Annotated in this window: 10 protein-coding genes and 2 pseudogenes; 9 read left to right on the forward strand and 3 right to left on the reverse strand. The window is 34.5% G+C overall.

Features of this window, described 5'->3' with window-relative positions; translation table 11 throughout:
* Nucleotides 1-65: 65 nt before the first annotated feature.
* Nucleotides 66-3365 (reverse strand): S8 family serine peptidase, encoded by a 3300-nt coding sequence (locus GKR88_20925; GenBank protein QMU66506.1) that lies wholly within the window; start codon nt 3363-3365, stop codon nt 66-68.
* 291 nt (nt 3366-3656) lie between these two features.
* Nucleotides 3657-4652, reverse strand: a complete 996-nt coding sequence (locus tag GKR88_20930; GenBank protein QMU66507.1) for an NAD(P)H-dependent glycerol-3-phosphate dehydrogenase — start codon at nt 4650-4652, stop codon at nt 3657-3659.
* 228 nt (nt 4653-4880) lie between these two features.
* Here GKR88_20930 and GKR88_20935 point away from each other — a divergent pair, with 228 nt between their 5' ends.
* From GKR88_20935 to GKR88_20955, 5 genes and pseudogenes are all read left to right on the forward strand, one after another.
* Complete coding sequence (locus GKR88_20935; protein ID QMU66508.1) at nt 4881-6338, forward strand: oligosaccharide flippase family protein; 1458 nt, start codon at nt 4881-4883, stop codon at nt 6336-6338.
* A gap of 237 nt (nt 6339-6575) precedes the next feature.
* A complete protein-coding gene (locus GKR88_20940) occupies nt 6576-7007 on the forward strand; it encodes a dUTP diphosphatase (protein ID QMU66509.1) in 432 nt (143 codons plus the stop codon).
* A 213-nt stretch (nt 7008-7220) separates the two neighbouring features.
* Nucleotides 7221-8909 (forward strand): glutamine--tRNA ligase/YqeY domain fusion protein, encoded by a 1689-nt coding sequence (locus GKR88_20945; GenBank protein ID QMU66510.1) that lies wholly within the window; start codon nt 7221-7223, stop codon nt 8907-8909.
* A gap of 911 nt (nt 8910-9820) precedes the next feature.
* Nucleotides 9821-10731: pseudogene (locus GKR88_20950) on the forward strand (ISAs1 family transposase).
* A gap of 244 nt (nt 10732-10975) precedes the next feature.
* Nucleotides 10976-12129 (forward strand): IS3 family transposase gene (locus tag GKR88_20955; GenBank protein QMU66511.1). Its coding sequence is split into 2 segments (ribosomal slippage): nt 10976-11213 and nt 11213-12129, totalling 1155 coding nucleotides; the frame shifts between segments, so codons are not numbered across the junction.
* 218 nt (nt 12130-12347) lie between these two features.
* On the opposite strand, the pseudogene GKR88_20960 reads toward GKR88_20955, so the two are convergent.
* Nucleotides 12348-12695 (reverse strand): annotated as a pseudogene (locus GKR88_20960) (IS110 family transposase).
* A gap of 201 nt (nt 12696-12896) precedes the next feature.
* Between GKR88_20960 and GKR88_20965 the strand changes: the two are divergent.
* The 4 genes from GKR88_20965 to murB all read left to right on the forward strand — a co-directional run bounded on the left by GKR88_20965 (nt 12897) and on the right by murB (nt 17091).
* The gene (locus GKR88_20965; protein ID QMU66512.1) at nt 12897-13169 is read left to right on the forward strand and encodes a hypothetical protein; all 273 of its coding nucleotides are present in this window, start codon (nt 12897-12899) and stop codon (nt 13167-13169) included.
* A 24-nt stretch (nt 13170-13193) separates the two neighbouring features.
* Nucleotides 13194-14681, forward strand: coding sequence for a DNA recombination protein RmuC (rmuC, locus tag GKR88_20970; protein QMU66513.1), 1488 nt, complete (start codon nt 13194-13196; stop codon nt 14679-14681).
* Nucleotides 14682-14892: 211 nt separating this feature from the next.
* Nucleotides 14893-16083 (forward strand): aminotransferase class I/II-fold pyridoxal phosphate-dependent enzyme, encoded by a 1191-nt coding sequence (locus GKR88_20975; protein QMU66514.1) that lies wholly within the window; start codon nt 14893-14895, stop codon nt 16081-16083.
* Entirely contained in the window at nt 16084-17091 is a 1008-nt protein-coding gene (gene murB, locus GKR88_20980) for a UDP-N-acetylmuramate dehydrogenase (GenBank protein ID QMU66515.1), read from the forward strand.
* The last annotated feature ends 125 nt before the right edge of the window (nt 17092-17216 follow it).

Below are 17216 nucleotides of genomic sequence, written 5' to 3' on the forward strand. Positions count from 1 at the left end.
ACTTATTATTTAAGTGAACTTTTAACTTCTTGGGGCTTTTCAACTTTCAAACTGTACTAAATCCTTTACTTAGAAATAATCACCTTCTTAATTCCTGCTTTATTTCCTTGTTTTATTTTTAACAAATAGATGCCGTTGGAAATAGCATTTACATCTATTTTCTTAGAAAAGAATCCGGTTGTAATTGTATTATCCTTACTGGCATAAATAAGTCTTCCTTGTAAATCATATAATTGGAGAACCATCGCATCATTTAAAGATGTGTCAACACTTACATTAATTTCTCCTGTTGATGGATTTGGAAAAACCGAAATACTTCCTAAGTCAAAACTATCAAGACTGGCAGTTGCTGAAATACTCACCGTTTGGTTTGGCAACCATCCATTGGTTCCATTTAAAATATCTACTTTAAACTCATCATTAAATACGCTTGTTTGTGAGTTTGTAAAAGCCATTCTTCCCAGATTAATATCTTCCTGTGTAAATGTATCGCTAACAATTATCGGTATTCCGTTTTTGGTTATACTTCCCAAAGCCGGTGCTACCACTAAAGTATATACTTGTTGAGCAGCAGTTTCTGACGCAGTAGTAGCTTCCATATGAGTAGCCATTATCGTTTCACTTGCATTTGCAACTGCAGTCAAAACATTGGAGGTAAATGCAGGAGGGCTGCTGTTAGGTTCTTTTGTACAAATAGTAATACTTGCTGCAGCAATATTTCCTCCATCATCGGCAACAAGGTCTCTCATGGCTATAAACCAGGTTCCCATAGCATTTTTTCCTCTTTCGGCACTTAGCTTTTCTGCCGGTGCAATGGTACCCGTTATTGCCGGTGCCAAGGGACTGCATGAAAGTACTGATCCGTCATCGTCAAAAGTAGCGTCTATATTATCCGTACCGTCACATGGGTTATTTAAAAAATAAATATTATTAGACCCTAACGCATTTGGTTCTTGTATGAATACCCTTAAGTTAGACACATTTGTATGATTAATGGTAACAGAAGCTGTTAGTTTATCAATTACTATATTGTCTGTTACTGCAATAGGAACTGAGGCTATTTCATTTGCTTCCAGGCCGCCCACAAACCCGGATGAAAAATCGGTTGCTGTATACGTGTAAGAACAGTTTGCTATTCCTGTTTGAAAACTCCTTATTTCTGAAAAAGAAGAATTAGTCCCGCAAGTGTTCTCAGGTTTTACTCTCCAGTAATAGACGGTGTCTTCAGAAAGCCCCGTTGCAATAAAGTCTGTATCCGTTTCATTTCCGGAAGCTATGATAGTAGAAAATGACGGGGTATCCGATACCTGTACCAGATATGATTGTGCATTGATATTGTTTTGCCATGTTAAGGGCGTCTGACTCATAGAAACCTCTCGTTCCCCATCCGCCGGAGTGCTTAATACAACAGGGTGGTTTGTAAAATCATCTTTAAAAATTCTTACTTGTACCGTTTCTCTTTTTGATATGTTTCCATTATTTCCTACAATATCCACACTATATGTTCCCGGGTCTAATCCATCCAAATTTTCAAAAGTTACCGTAAAATTACCATCTGCACTTAAGCTTGTCGTTGAAAAGTTAGCTGTCATGCCCGTAGGTAAATTTTCTGCTGTAAAATTGGTAGTGGTGGGTATTGACTGCCTGTAATTAAAATTAAAAAGTGCATTGCCGGAGGTACATGTATCAACAGCAGAAGTTGTTGTAGCTATTGTAAAATCTGAAGAAATCCCTGTAACAATCAGCGAAAACCTTTGACTTCCGTTTGTCAATGTACCTTTATGAGTTACTGTAATCGTATAATCTCCGGAACCAACTCCTACATCTACTCTTTCATAAGGATCAACTATATTGTCTCCTTTATCATTTGTGTTTACACTTGTTAACCTCCAAGGCATAAAGGTCCCTGTCGTATTTGATACTCTGATATCCAAATCATTTACCAGTACCGGTGTTCCGTCATTTGCAACTCCGCTAACAGCTGTTCCGGGAACATCTGTCCAGCTGATAGAAGCTATCAAAGGATTGACTCCGTCTGCCTTGACCGTTAAGGTATGGGTTTCTCCCTGAGAAAGTTCTAATTCTCTAATTTCTGAAAGCAGTCCTCTATCTGTAATGGTTTCCGCGGCTTTTTTAGCATTTAATAAGCCCCAGCCCCAAGTAGCATCTGGTCCAGGTACTGTGAAGCTTCCGTCATCTGCCGTATGGAGTGCCAGTCCTTTCAAAGTGGCTGCTCTCATAAACACTCCTTGCGTGTTATTATAGTGTTGTTGCAATAACAACAAAGAACCACATACATTTGGAGAAGACATGGAGGTTCCCGATATTCTTGCATATGCATTGTCAGCAGATTCAAAAGTAGAATGTAAACTTGTACCATTTCCGGTAATATCCGGTTTTATTCTTAAATCATCCGTTGGTCCTTCAGAGCTACCGCCGTTTATAGATACAAAATTTAATGTTCCATCGCCATTAATAGTGGCATCCTGAGCATTTGCCACTACCAGATTGTTTTTAGATGTAGACCATCCTGTTAGTTTATCAAATGACGCATTTCCTGCTAATGGAACTGCATTAGAGGTATTATCATTTCCACTATTTCCTGCAGATGTAACATTTAAGTAATACGGTGCATTGTATAGGATCTCATCAAGGTTTCTGGAATTGCTTATATAGGCACCTGCTATCCAATCCGAAACATCTTCCAAGGCAAAACCATAGGAATGATTGGAAAGCAGCATTCCGTTTGCTGCAGCATCTGTTATCTCACTTTCATCATTGTTCCAATCATGTCCAATTCCCTTTGCCTGAGGAGTCATTCCCTTAGCTTCAGCATCTACTCCGGAAGCTATAATGATTCCTGTTACATGCGCCCCATGAAAACTCAATGTACTTGTCCCATCTCCAATAGAATACCTGTTATCCCCTCCTGCTCCGTCATATTCCTGATGTGTACTTCTTGCCAATCCTCCGTCCCAGATATAGGCAGTCATTCCCTGCCCTTCCAGGTTTAAACCTAAGCCTCCGTTGTTGTGTAACCAGTTTGTCCTTGTAGATAATGCCGCATCAGAGTTATCCGTTTTATAATACATTGGAAAGCCATCCTCCGAAACTTTCATAAGTTCATAAAGGGTTCCGTTACTGTTGGTATACTTGATGCGCCAACCTTTTCGGATGGCCATTGCTATGGCTTTTTCTTTTTCTCTTAAGAAATTAGATTTGAATGTTTCCGATAAACTTGATAACTTATTTAGGTTATAATTTTTTTTTATTTCTTCTATTTGTAACCTTGTTTGTGAAAAACTAGAAAAAGAGGATACTAAAAAAAAGCATACAATTAATTTTTTGAAAGATTTTTGTGTCATTGCATTTAGAATTTCTCACGAATATAAGGATTTTTATTGTCTTCGTTTAGAATTATGGATCAATCCGAAAACTTGTGGGATTTTAAAGATATTATTGAAAACATTTAAGTTGAGTCAATCGCAAAAGCATCATTCAATAGAGTTTAAAAACTTAATAAACAGTTATTTAATGGATATTCATTTAAAAAAAATCTGAAATGGTAAAATTTTTATTCAAGTCTTCCTCACAACTTTTTTGCTTGATCCGGAATTATTCTTTTTAAATCAATTTTACAACGTTTTCATATCTGACTAATTTAGTTTATTTGTGAGTTTCGAAAATTCTTTTTTTGCTTCTTTCCCACCATAGAGTACATGATAAACTGCATTAATGATAGGTGTGTTTACTCCGTTTTGCTCATTTATGTTATACGCGCTTTTTGTAGCATAATAGCCTTCTGCTACCATGCTCATTTCGAGCATTGCAGATTTCACTGTATATCCTTTGCCTATCATATTTCCAAACATCCTGTTCCTACTGAAAGTAGAATATCCCGTTACCAACAGATCTCCCAAATATGCCGAATTATTGATGTTTCTTTTCATTTTATGGACCTTCCTGATAAAGCGCTTCATTTCTCTAATGGCATTACTCATCAAAACCGATTGAAAATTATCTCCGTAACCCAGCCCATGAGATATCCCTGCTGCAATTGCATAAATATTTTTTAACATTGCCGCATATTCCGTTCCTATAATATCGTCTGAAATTTTAGTTTTTATATACCTCCCTTTTAAACAATGACTTACTGCTTTTGCTTTTGCTTCGTCTTTACAGGCAATTGTTAAATAAGAAAGTCTTTCCATGGCAACTTCTTCTGCATGACATGGCCCTGTAATGACGCCAATATCTTCATAGGGAATTGCATATTGCTTAAAAAAATGTTCTCCAACGATATATCCTGTTTCGGGCATAATTCCTTTAATTGCAGAAAAAATAATTTTTCCTTTTAAAGGAGTGGTTAATTTATCGAGTTCTTCTTTTAAAAATGCAGATGGAATTGCAAAAATTAAGATTGTATAATCGTTAACGGTCTTATTAATATCATAGGATAAATCCAGTTGCTGTGGATGTAATTCTACAGAACTCAAATAATTAGGGTTGTGTTTGTTTCTTTTAATGTGCTCAACTGCATATGCACTTCTCATATACCAACCTGTTGTTTCCAAATTTTCCGATAACATTTTTACAATTGCTGTTCCCCAGCTTCCACCTCCTAAAACCGCAACCTTTTTGCTTTTATCCATTGCTTTATCCGATTGATTGTCTCAAAAGTAATAAAACTATCATCCATTGCCCAAAGGCTATCCCTAATTATTATATATCTTCTGTAAAAACTAAATTTTGATTAAAAAACACAAAATTTAGTTTCACTTCAGTAACCACTTCGGTTAGTCCATAAATTTTTTTCATTTGTTTTTTGTAAATTTTCAAATGAAAAAATTCATGTACTTTTGTCTTTTATCTCTTTATTTTTGGGTATAATTAATCGGTTTTTAAAAGATACGCTTATCTACGGTATTGCTGCAGTATTGCCAAGAGCAGTCAATGTTTTTTTGGTAAAACTGCATACTTCTTCTCTGGGAGTTGATAAATATGCGATCAATACCGATTATTATGTATATGCTGCTTATTTAAATGCCTTATTAACATACGGAATGGAAACTGCTTTTTTTCGTTTTTTTTCCGGAGAAAAAAAGAAAGGAAAAGTGATCTCCACTTCTTTTATAACCCTTCTTGTTACAAGTTTGATGTTTTTGACTACAGGTTTGTTTTTTAGCGAAACATTGGCTATATATTTTGGGTTTAAAGATCCTGTTTTTCTAAAATTATTAATTTGGACCATTACTTTGGATACCTTGGTGGTAATCCCCTATGCTTACTTAAGGGTTACCCATGAACCAAAAAGATTTACCTTATTTAAGGTAATTAACATTGCTGTTTTTGCAATATTAAACGTGTTCTTTTTATGGGCAATACCCTATGGTATACAAAACAATATTTCTTTTCCGGAGTTCTTAATTGACTATTACCATTCGCATCCTAAAGTTTTATATATTTTTGTTTCGGGCACCATTGCAAGTGCTGTTACTTTTTTGTGTTTATTGCCTGTTATTTTTAAATTTAAATTTGGTTTTGACATACTGCTTTTAAAAAAAATGCTATCATACGGCTTGCCTGTTATGGTGGGCAGTTTGGCATTTGTTACCAATGAAAACCTCGATAAGCTTTTATTGGGAAATATGCTGGGCGATGCAACAATGGGAGCCTATGCCGCCTGTTATAAATTGGGGGTTTTTATGACACTGTATATCATGGCTTTTCGCCTGGGTGCAGAGCCTTTCTTTTTTAATACCGCCGCTAAAAAAAATGCCAAAGAAACTTATAGTAAAATACTTATCTGGTTTAGTCTTATTGGGGCTTTCTGTATGCTGGTTATTGTTGTTTTTATTGATTTTTTTGCACATATTCTCCTTGGAAAACCGGAATATTTTGCAGCACTGCAAATAGTCCCCATTATATTATTGGCAAACTTATTTTTAGGGATTTATAACAATCTGTCCATTTGGTATAAGCTGACGAATAAAACGGTGTTTGGAATGTTTTTTTCTGTTTTAGGAGCTGTCATAACTATTGGTTTCAATATGATGATGATCCCTAAAATAGGATTTATGGCTTCTGCCTGGGCAACACTTATAACATACGGAACCATGATGGTGCTTTCTTATTGCTTTGGCAGAAAACATTATCCTGTAAATTACCAGCTAAAAAAAATGGGCTTTTATATGGCTATTACTATTATTTTTTGTACCGTTTCATTTTTGTATTTTAGAGAAAATTATGTAGTTTCAATAGCTGCCGTTCTGTTATTTCTCCTCATGGTATTTACTTTTGAGAAAAAAGAGATTTTAAACACTATACGTCATAAATAATGACTTTTTAAAACAATTCTTATAGAGTTTAAAGTTTGAAAGTCTCAAGTTATCTTGAGGAGTTCGTTCACCTCTTTAAAATCCGGAGAAAAATAAAAATGATGAGGCCTTTGCAGCATTGATTTGATAAAAAAGTTCAACAACCGAAGAAAATTTTCGAGAAGGAAGAAATTTGAAATCAAATCAATTCAAATACAAAATATATCCCTATTTTGCAAAGACCTCATAATATATAGTATGAATGTACAAATAATCAATACGTCAAAACATCCGATTCCTACATATGAAACGAGGCAGTCTGCAGGAATGGATTTACGTGCCAATATTGACGAACCCATTACACTAAAACCCTTAGAAAGAACCATTGTTAAAACAGGTTTGTTTATCGCACTACCTATTGGTTTTGAAGCCCAGGTTCGTCCACGAAGCGGACTTGCTGCAAAAAGAGGAATTACGGTACTGAACAGCCCCGGAACTATAGATGCGGACTACAGAGGTGAAATAGGCGTTATTTTAGTGAACCTTTCCAAAGAAGATTTTAGTATTCGGGACGGAGAGCGTATTGCGCAATTAGTCATTGCAAAACACGAACATGTTATCTGGAATGAAGTTGCCGTTCTCAATGACACGGAACGCGATATGGGCGGTTTTGGAAGTACCGGAATTTGACCTTGCTTCAATGGCTGTTTTTTACTTTTTGAGCTCCCGATTTGAAATACCTTTTCCGTTTTTAAATGATATTATTTCTATAAATTTGCGTTTTATATTATATAATATGAACTATTGCTTTACTCAAAAAATAAAGTCGATTTTCCGAGTACCTATAGTTAGTCAAACATACTTTCCAACTTTAAACTTTCTAACTTTAAAACTATATCAAACATGCCTGAGGGGAAAAAACCACTCAATTTTATTGAGCAAATCATAGAAGAAGATCTAGCAAAAGGTTTACCGAGAAAGAAACTGCGTTTTAGATTTCCCCCGGAACCAAACGGGTATTTGCATATCGGGCATACCAAAGCTATTGGAATCAGTTTTGGGTTAGGTGAAAAATACAATGCTCCCGTAAACCTTCGTTTTGATGATACAAATCCTGCAAAAGAGGAGCAAGAATATGTAGATGCTATTAAAAAAGACATTTCTTGGTTAGGGTACCAATGGGCCAATGAGTTGTACTCTTCGGATTATTTTCAGCAATTGTATGACTGGACTGTCCTGATGATTAAAAAAGAGAAAGCCTATGTAGACAGCCAATCTTCGGAAGTAATGGCTCATCAAAAGGGAACTCCTACTCAGCCGGGAATCAATAGTCCGTTTAGAAATCGATCCGTAGCAGAAAATCTGGCCTTATTTCAAAAGATGAAAGCCGGTGAGTTTCGGGAAGGAACACATGTGTTACGTGCAAAAGCAGATATGGCCAGCCCAAATATGTTGATGCGTGACCCTATCATGTATCGAATTCTTTTTAAAAGTCACCACAGAACCGGTGATGATTGGTGTATCTATCCAATGTACGACTGGACACATGGAGAAAGCGATTATATAGAACAAATTTCTCATTCGCTATGTTCATTAGAGTTTAAACCTCACCGAGAGTTGTATAATTGGTTTCGCGATCTTGTATATGATTTTAGTAAAAATAAATACCCTTTAGCTCCCAAACAACGCGAATTTTCCCGTTTGAATCTGAGTTATACGATTATGAGTAAACGTAAATTAATGCGTTTGGTACATGAAAATGTAGTGTCCGGATGGGATGATCCGAGAATGCCAACCATTTCCGGATTAAGGAGGCGAGGTTATACATCCGCTTCTATCAGAAGTTTTATAGAAACTGTTGGGGTTTCTAAAAGAGAGAACCTGATTGACGTTGCTCTGTTGGAATTTAAAATTCGCGAAGATCTAAATAAAATTGCTAACAGAGTGATGGCTGTTTTAAATCCGGTAAAGGTAGTCATTACCAATTATTCCGAAGGAAAAGAAGAAGTGTTAATTGCAGAAAACAATCCGGAGGATAACAATTCAGGATACAGAGAAATTCCTTTTTCAAGAGAAATTTATATCGAGAAAGAAGATTTTAGGGAAGAAGCCAATAAAAAGTTCTTTCGTTTGAAGTTAGGAAAAGAAGTCCGTCTAAAAAATGCTTATATCATTAAAGCAGAAAGCTGTACCAAAGATGCCGAAGGAAACATTACAGAAATTCAATGTACATATGATCCTTTGAGTAAATCCGGTAGCGGAACTGAAGAAAGTGCTCGTAAAGTAAAAGGCACTTTGCATTGGGTTTCTATAAAACATGCTATAAAAGCAGAAGTAAGAGTCTATGATCGTTTGTTTTCCGATAAAGCACCTGACAGCTATAAAGATAAAGATTTTATGGAGTTTTTAAATCCAAATTCTTTAAAAATCATACAAGCTTTTGCAGAGTCCGGTATACAATCAGCTACTGTTGGGGAAAAATTTCAATTCCAGCGTTTAGGTTATTTTACCGTAGATAATGATACTACTTCTGACACTTTGGTTTTTAATAAAACCGTAGGGTTAAGAGATAGCTGGAGTAAAAAGCAATAAATATGCATTAAAGACTATATTATATGTCTACGGAAAATAGAAAAAACACTACTCTAGTAGGAAAATCTAAAGAGTAGTATTTTTATATGTGAAAAAATAATAGTTAATTTTTAATACAACGTACTGCAGTGCCACAGACCCGAAAAGTATTCGTTGTACTGTGCAGCTAAATGAGTTTTTCGTTTACTCCGGGAAGCCAGTTAAAATTGTTTGAATGATTCAGATACCTTGCAGCAAGCTGTGGGGAGGTTCATTAAATCATAAAACAAAATAGGGTACTTACCAAGAAAGATATTTAATAACCCTTTACCAAATAAATTATTTGGTAAAGGGTTATTATTGTGTGTCGTGCATGGTAATGCACTAGGTGGTGAAAGTCCACTGTGGGGGTCTGTAATCGCCAACCACTGGTTTAAGGCAAGGGTGTCCGTCGTGAGGTGGAATCTGAAGGAAGCCAACAACAAATTTCTGCTCCGAGGTAGACGAACCTTATCAGGCATAACCGGTGGGATGAGATTGCAATACAAATCAAAGTCCAAAGATTACACGGACATCGGGCTGTAAATAAGTTGGAGGCATGGAAAGAAAGTATATTATCTTACCAAGGGAGGTCTCATGGACATGCGGAGGTTTTTTTTCGGAAGCATGGAGTAAAGCTAGTCATGAGAAGTCAGCCGCCGCCATAGTACCTAGGGGCGACTAGTATAATAATTATAAAGTTAATTAACTTAAATTATTTATTTTTGTCTCATGTCAAGAAAAGCAGTACCAATTGCAGGGCAAACGCATTAAACTTTTTAAAAACCCTATTGATATGTAATGTTCTTAATTCATTGATATTCAGTTAGTTATTAGTTGTTTATGTTATTGATTGTTTGTATATTATACTGATAATCAATAATTTAATAGTTTTGAAAACAACAAACAAACTAAAGACCATATTCGGTCAAATTCCTGATTTTAGACACACCCACAAGCAACTTTACGATTTAGAGAGCATCCTTCTTATCGGGATAATTTCAGTTATTTGTGGTGCAAATTCATGGAATGAAAAGGAAGACTATGCCTATTCAAAAGAAGATTTTTTACGCTCTTTTTTAGATCTACCCAATGGCATACCTTCTCACGACACTTTTAATCGTGTATTCTCTAATAATGAAATTACTGCAATTCCAGAATTACTAAAAGTGTTATCATTAAAGATACTATTGTAACTATTGATGCTATGGGATGTCAGACAGATATAGCTACTGCCATTGTTGAAAAACAAGCGGACTATATTTTAGCTGTAAAACAAAATCAAGCACAATTATATCAAAATATTGAAGATGAATTTAGATTTGGTGAAAATATAGCAACCTCTATAAGTGAAGAACTAAACCATGGAAGGATAGAAACCCGAAAATGCAGTGTTATGACAAACTTTCAATGTATTCCACCGGATAATAAATGGGATAGTCTTACTGCTATGGTTAAAATAGAAAGCAAGCGTGAATTTAAAAACTCTGATAAACCAATAGAAACAGCTACACGCTATTATATATCTAGCACAAAGGCTAAGCCTAAAGATTTTCAAAAAGCCATACGTTCACATTGGGGTATTGAAAATAAACTGCATTGGACCTTAGATGTTGCATTCGAAGAAGATGCTTCTAGAAAAAGAAAAGATAATGCTGCGCAAAACTTTTCTATTCTAAACAAAATTGCGCTTAATCTTCTTAAAAATGAAAAAGCATCTAAGGTTGGTGTCAAAAGTAGAAGATTAAAGGCTGGATGGGATAATCATTACCTCATTAAAGTGCTAAATCTTATGAAAGTTTAATGCGTTTGCCCTGTTTCAAAGGGTGTATGACAAATTTCACTCAAGCTACTTTTTTAATACATAAATCTCTGACTTGATACCATTTACCACTTTTGTAGGAGACTCTTAGTTGAGCTATTTGCTGTAATCCATTTTTGTCCAGGTTGTCCCGATAACTTGAGTCTCTTTTGTAGGACATCTTTATGTGGAATGTCTACATTTAACAGGACAAAAAAATATAGCCCATAATAATTATATTTGAATTATGGCAAGAAAGTATAGTAATGAATTTAAAGTAATGATTGAAGAGTTATTGCAATCAGGGCAAAGTGTAAGTTCTGTAAGCAAGGAATATAGCTTGAATGGTAGTATGATAAGAAAATGGCGAAAGTTCTATGAACATTCAGTAGATTTCAGAGAAAAATTAGTATTAACTGAAGATCAAAAACATATTAAATTACTGGAGAGGGAACTTCGTAATATAAAGTTAGAACGCGATATTTTAAAAAAGGCGGTAAGCATCTTCTCCGCGAGCGACAGGTAAGATATCATTTTATTTTATCTCATAAAGAGGTTTTTCCTGTTGGGAAGATGTGTAATTGTATGCAAGTAAGTAAAAGTGCTTTTTACAATTGGTTAAAGACAAGACATGTAAACAAAGAAAAAAGTAGTTTGACCTATTTAAAACATAAGATTTTAGAGATTTTTAATGACAGTAATCAGGTTTATGATAGTAAACGTATTCAAAAATCATTAGAGAGAGAAAATATCAACTATAGTCGTTCTTACATATCATTTTTAATGAACAAAATGGGTATTAAAAGTGTATTGCGTAAAAAATATATAGTTACCACAGATTCTAATCATTCTTATAAAACTGAAGATAATATTTTAGATAGAAAATTCTATAGTGCTCAATTAGGAGAAAAGCGGGTATCTGATATTACTTATATAAGAATAGCTAAACAATGGTATTATTTAACTATCATACTTGATTTAGCAGATAGGCAAATTCTTGCTTGGACTTTGAGTGATGATATCACTACAGAAAATACTATTTATAAAACTTGGTTATTGGCAAGAAAAAGAAAACCGATCTCTAAAAATCATATTTTTCACTCGGACAGAGGCGTGCAGTATGCTTCTAATGTAATGAAAATGATATTTACTAAAAATAACAAAATCACTCAATCTATGAGTAGAAAAGCTAACTGTTGGGATAATGCTGTAGCAGAATCTTTTTTTAAAACATTAAAATATGAAGGTGTTTATAGATATAAATTCAGTTCATTTTTACAAGCGAATTTTGTAATTAAACGATATATAGAATGGTACAATACAAAAAGATTACATTCCGCTTTAGATTATAGAACACCTTTAATAAGGACATATTCTAAAATTCTATTTGGTTCTAAGTAACATAAGTAAAGAACGGAGACTGATACTCGGTATAGCTCTGAAAAGCTAGTAGCTCTGAAAGTTCACTCCGTTCTTCTGTATTTAAAGTTATCAACTAAATACAAGTTATTAACAAAGAAAAAAAGAAGCAAAAAAAGAAAACTCACCATCATTAATTTAAGTAAATATTTATATCTGCTAATCTAAAGGTAGCTTTCGGGCTACTTTGATGATGATTAACCGTCTTTGAGTTCTCTGCTGATCAATTGAGCGTCTATTCTATCACTCTTGGTGTACTTCTCTTTTCCTTTACGATGGATATCAGCAGGGTCGACTACCAAAGGTTTCCAACCATAACTCACAAAACATCGATGGGAATAATACCCACAGCAACCCGCTTCATAGGCAGTAGTAACCTCATAGTGGAGAAAATGTTTGGAAACATAATCTCGTAAAACTTCAGGGTTTGGTGGTTGAGAAAAAGACTTACCTGAAAATAAATCTGTTGAGCAATGAACTTTCCAACTTCGTTTGTGTATGTCAATTCCAATATATAACTTAGGCGTGGCAGTAATTTGAGTAATCATATCTTTAGTTTTTTGTTTACCTTAAAGATACTTGACTTACTGCTTTTTCATAGATGCTATAAGTAATAGCGATTTAAGTGATAAAACGAAAGTGTAAACATAAAACAAAGGTCAGTACTAAACTGAATTAGTAAGTAGAAATACGCTACTACTCATTCACAGACCGTTAGCAAGCATAAAAAGACAAGAACTAAAATTTAAATGAAATCAGAAAACACTATAGATAGTTCAAATAATGTTGAATTGATACTTGAGTGTGCAAAAGAAATTGTTGCAGTAGCGATAGAATATATTGGAGAAACCGAATATGAAGATATCGGTGCAGAACTAAATGTTGCCATTGGCAAAGCCCAAAATTTTATAAAACGGACTGAATGGTATTGCGGACTGACAAAAGAAAATCAACTAAAATCTTTGAAATATTTTGAGGAAAATATGAAAACAGTTTTGGATGAAAATCTTGATTCTGAATAACGGAAATTAAATATATATGATTTTATGAATCAAGAATTGATAATTGTAGGCTTAATGGCACTTCTGTTAGGAGCTGTAATCACGTATTTATTTATTAAGTATTCAACCATTCCAAGAGACAAATTTGATACACTGAAGGATAATTTTGCTTCAACCAAAAATAAGTTGGATACAAAAAATGCTCTTGAAAATGAATTGAGGAATTCATTAAAGGAACTTACGACCGAATTAAGCACAGAACGAGAAAAAAACCAAAATCAAGAACGAAATATTGCTGAATTAAATGCAACAACGAAAAATTTGCTGGAAAAAGTCAACGAGGAAAAAGAGACCAACAAGAGTCAACAGCAGAATATAGAACAAAGTAACCGAAAGATTTTGGAGCTTAATACAGAACTATCAAAAGTTAAGACTATAAAAACAAGTTTAGAAAAAAAAATTAACGACCAATCAAAAGAGTTTGAGGAAGCAAGAAAGAAATCGTTGACCGAATTTGAAAATATTGCTAATAAACTATTTGATGAAAAAACAAGTAAGTTCTCAAAACAAAGTAAAGAAAACATAGAACAATTATTGACCCCTTTAAAGGAAAACCTAAAGGATTTTAAAAAGAAAGTTGAGGAAACTTATGACAAGGAATCTAAAGAACGTTTTTCGTTGGAGGGCAAAATCAAAGAATTGGTAAATCTGAATCAGCAAATAAGTAAAGATGCAACAAACCTAACGAATGCACTCAAAGGGCAATCTAAAACCCAAGGTGATTGGGGTGAAATGATTTTAGAGAGTATTTTGGAATATTCTGGTCTTATAAAAAATAGACAATACTTTTTACAAGAATCTTTCAAAGACGAAGAAGGTAAACTAAAACAGCCTGATGTTACTATAAAATATCCAGATAATAGATATGTTATAATCGATTCTAAAGTTTCATTAAAAGCATATGAGCAATTTGCTAATTGTGAAAATATTGACGAACAAAAAATTCATTTAAACAATCATATTAAGTCAATCAAAAATCATATCGATAATTTAAGTTCAAAAGAATACGAACAATTGGACAAGGCTCTTGATTTTGTATTTCTTTTTATTCCGATTGAACCAGCGTTTTTAACCGCATTACAGTACGATAATCAACTATGGAATTATGCCTACTCTAAAAGAATAGTTTTGATGAGTCCAACAAACCTTATTGCAACTCTCAGAGTAATTGCAGATGTGTGGAGTAAAGAGATTCAAAATAGCAACGCAAGAGAAATATCAAAAAGAGGAGAAAAATTATTCGATAAGTTTGTTGGCTTTGTATCTGATATGGAGGGAATTGAAAAACACTTGGAAAAGGCAACTGAGAAATATGATGAGGCAATAAAAAAACTCTCTACAGGTAGAGGAAATTTAATTGGACAAGCTGAAAACTTGAAAAAACTTGGAGTTAATTCTAAAAAACAATTGCCCGAAAAGTTTATTCTTGATAATATAGAAGTAAAGGAAACGGATGAAAATGATGACGAATAAATACGCTTGCTAACACGATGTATAAGTAATAGCGGTTTAAGTGATAAAACAAAAATAAAGATTTGTACAAATTGAATGAAGAAGTGGAGTAACTACTCATAGCTGGGAACATTGCCAAACATAAAAATAGCTAAAAGTTGGGTGTACCGATTAAACTTATAAAATATATTTTGCAAATTTGCAGGATATACAGAATACCTAAAATATTTCTATGCCTTCTATTTCTACAAAAGGAGCTTTAATGCCGGAATCTCCCATAAGAAAATTAGTTCCTTATGCCGAAAATGCAAAAAAAAGAGGGGTAAAAGTTTATCATCTTAATATTGGGCAACCGGATATAAAAACTCCAAAAGTAGCTTTAGACGCTGTAAAGCACAATACCATTGAAGTGTTGTCCTATGCCAAGTCTGAAGGTTCTGAAATATATAGGACCAAGTTGGCTTCTTATTATCAACAAAACAACATACAGGTACTTGCCGACGATATCGTTGCAACTACGGGAGGGTCCGAAGCATTATTATTTACGATAGGCAGTATTACCGATCCGGGAGATGAAATTATCGTTCCGGAGCCTTTTTATGCAAACTATAACGGGTTTTCAATAGCTTCCGGAGCAACTGTTGTTCCTATTACTTCCGGGATCGAAGACAATTTTGCATTGCCCGAAATAGAAGCTTTTGAAAAGCTGATCTCTAAAAAAACAAAAGCTATTTTGATATGTAATCCCGGAAATCCAACCGGATATTTATACAGTAAAGAAGAAATTGAAAAATTAAAACAAATTGTATTAAAACACGATCTTTTTTTAATTGCCGACGAGGTGTACCGGGAGTTTACTTATGACAGGCACAGACATCATTCCATAATGAGTGAAAAAGGGTTAGAAAAGCATGCCATTATGATTGATTCTGTCTCCAAGCGTTACAGTATGTGCGGTGCAAGAATTGGTTGTATTGCATCCAAAAACAGGGATATTATACATACGGTCATAAAATTTGCACAAGCCCGCTTGAGCCCGCCAACCTATGCTTTATTGGCTTCCGAAGCTGCCCTTAATACGCCACAAAGTTATTTCGATACTGTTATTAAAGAATATACCGGAAGAAGAAATACATTGATTGCCGAATTGCAAAAAATTGAAGGAGTAAAGGTAGCGAATCCAAAAGGTGCTTTTTATTGCGTAGCGGAGCTCCCGGTGAATGACGCTGATGATTTTGCACAGTGGGTTTTAGAAAAATTCAGCCATAAAAATGAAACCTTAATGGTAGCCCCTGCCAGTGGTTTCTACGCTACTCCAAACATGGGAAAAAATCAGGTGCGGATTGCCTATGTATTAAATAAAAAGGATTTGATCAGATGTGTTGAAATTCTTAAAATAGCTCTAGAAAAGTATGCTAACTAATTGACTATTCAAAAAAACATATCGTTAAAAAATTACAATACATTTGGTATTGATGTGCTTGCAAAACGCTTTATTTCCGTAAGGTCATACTCCGAATTAAAACAGCTGTTGAAAACCGAAAAAAAATTCTTTCTCATCAGCGGGGGTAGTAATATATTACTTACATCTGACATTGAATCATTGGTTGTCCATATTGACATGAAAGGAATTTTCTTAGATCAGGAAACAGCTAATGAAGTGTACCTGACAGTAAATGCCGGAGAAAACTGGCATGCGTTTGTACTTTGGTGTATTGATCATGGGTATGGAAGTCTGGAGAACTTATCATTCATCCCGGGGAATGTAGGCACTTGCCCTATTCAGAATATTGGAGCTTACGGTGTGGAGGTAAAAGATGTAATCACTAAAGTAACCGGTATAGAAATTACAAATAGTAAAAAAATTGAATTTTCAAATAGCGATTGTGTCTTTACTTACAGAGATTCGATTTTTAAGAATCGTGCCAGGGGGAAGTATATTATTACTTCCGTAAGTTTTAAATTGACTAAGAATCATCATGTTTTAAATACATCTTACGGATCCATTACCTCTTTTTTAGAGGATAAATCTATTTTTAATCCCACTATCAGAGATGTTTCCAATGCTGTGATTGCCATACGACAATCTAAGCTCCCTGATCCGAATAAAATAGGAAATGGTGGTAGTTTTTTTAAAAACCCTGTTATTTCAAAAGAACATTTCGATACGCTCCGGCAACAATATCCTACAATTCCCGGCTATATGGTTTCAGAGTCAACGGTTAAAGTTCCTGCCGGGTGGTTAATTGAAAAAGCGGGCTTTAAAGGTTATCGCTCCGGCGATGCAGGGGTATATGAGAAACAAGCATTGGTAGTGGTAAATTACGGAAATGCCAACGGTAAGGAAATTCTGGGTCTGGCAAAAAAGATTCAAGTTGATGTTCTCGAAAGGTTTGATATCAATCTGGATATGGAGGTGAATGTTATTTGATATAGTTTCAGGTTTAAAAGTTTCAAGCTGTACGTTCCTGATAGAGATTGATCGCTTTAAAAAGTGGTTAATCAATGAAAACAAATATAAAGATTAGCGGTAGACATTGAGAGTTTAGTAATTAG

The organism is Flavobacteriaceae bacterium (genome assembly GCA_014075215.1).
In the GTDB taxonomy this organism is placed as follows: Bacteria; Bacteroidota; Bacteroidia; order Flavobacteriales; family Flavobacteriaceae; genus Polaribacter.